Genomic DNA, 1,627 nt, shown 5'->3' on the forward strand with positions numbered 1-1,627 from the left:
CAGACTAACCGCACTATGTGCGCAAGGGTAAATTTGCGGCTTACCCCCTTGGTTCGATGTCGTTACTCACCCACTTAGCCGACGTGCCGGACTTCCGGCGGCAGAATAAAAACTTTCGCCACAAACTATTAGACATTCTCGTTATCAGCGTGCTAGCTGTGCTGAGCGGGGCCGACGATTTTGAGGAAATCGCCTGGTTTGGCCAGCAGAAAGAACCCGTCTTTCGGCGCTACCTCTCGCTGGACAACGGTATTCCGTCCGACGATACCTTCCGGCGGGTCTTTCAGCACCTGGACGCGGCGGCGTTCAACGCGGCCTTTCTGGCCTGGATGCGGCAGGTGCTGCCCGCCGACCAACTCGGCCAGGTTTGTATCGACGGTAAGACCCTGCGCGGCTCCGGCCCGCAGGCGCTGCACGTGGTGTCGGCCGTGGCCAGCGCCCAGGGCCTGAGCCTGGCCCAGGTGGCCACGGCGGGCAAAGGCCACGAACTGGCGGCCATCCCCGACGTACTGGCCCTACTCGACGTACGCGGCTGCCTCGTCAGCCTCGATGCGCTCAGCTGCCAACCTGCCATCGCGGCCCAGATTTGCCAGCAAGGCGGTGATTACCTGCTGGCCCTCAAGGAGAACCAGGCCACGCTCTTGGCCGAGGCCGAACGCGCCCTGGCTCAGGTGCCCGCTCGGCAGACGCTCGAATCCTGGAGCCTGGCCTCCCACAACACCCCGCTCTGCACCCAGGTCAGCGTCCAAACCGACCTGCGCTGGGTCGATGAAGAAGGCCGTTGGCCGGGGCTGGCCGCCCTGGTCCGGGTCGCGACCACCCGCCACCCGGTCGACGGACCGGCCCAGTCGCAGGCCGTGCGCTACTACCTCAGCAGCCGCGCGAGCCTGACCCCGGCCCAGGCCACGGCCGCCGTGCGCGACCACTGGGCCATTGAAAACAAGCTCCACTGGCACCTGGACGTGACGCTGGGCGAAGACGCCCACCGCTTGCGCCAGGCCCAAGCCGTGGAAAACCTGGCCCTCGTGCGCAAAATGGCGCTTAACCTGCTGCAACAGGACCCCACACGGGTCAGCATCAAGAAAAAACGAAAGCGGCTCGGATGGAACGATGCCTATTTAGAAGAGCTGCTGACCCAGATTTGCCACCAACTTGCATAGTGCGGTTAGTCTGTCCACTCTAGGTAGCTTTCGGATTTTCACTCTGAAAGCGCTTAGTAGCATTTGGTGCTCTTACTTGTGAGAGTGGGCTAAACTTAATCACTTACTCCTCAGCCATATGTAAAAAACAAGGTGGTGCCTCCTGCCTCTTTCACATAGTGCAGGTAAGACTTGAAGTTCCTCAAATCTTGCCCAAAGTTGTTACCGATATAGCCATCCCCCGGATTGCTTAGAAAATCGGCGAAATAAGGCGCATAATCTGCTTCCGTATGGTCGGCCGCCGTGAGCCGTCGGGGTAAATCGTCCGCCTCCGAGGGGTGCAATTCAAATTGTCGCGGCGTATTGGTAACTTGTGTCATGCCTACCTCCCCCACCACCGCCATGAGCAAAGCCGAATATCTCGCCTTGGCCGAGCAAAAATACAACGATTTGCAGGCCCTCGGGACCGCGCCGACTTTCTACGATTA

General features: G+C 60.3%; 1 protein-coding gene. It reads left to right on the forward strand.

Annotation, left to right across the window (positions count from 1 at the left end; translation table 11 throughout):
- Positions 1-56 precede the first annotated feature (56 nt).
- Positions 57-1,160 carry an ISAs1 family transposase gene (locus tag GM79_RS16795; RefSeq protein WP_035559885.1) on the forward strand — a complete coding sequence of 368 codons (1,104 nt, stop codon included), beginning with the start codon at positions 57-59 and terminating at the stop codon, positions 1,158-1,160.
- Positions 1,161-1,627: the final 467 nt, after the last annotated feature.

It is taken from the genome of Hymenobacter sp. IS2118, assembly GCF_000715495.1.
In the GTDB taxonomy this organism is placed as follows: Bacteria; Bacteroidota; Bacteroidia; order Cytophagales; family Hymenobacteraceae; genus Hymenobacter.

Bases quoted from the DNA above. Each gene is read 5' to 3' on its own strand.
- GM79_RS16795 (WP_035559885.1), top strand. From the start codon at position 57: ATGTCGTTACTCACCCACTTAGCCGACGTGCCGGACTTCCGGCGGCAG.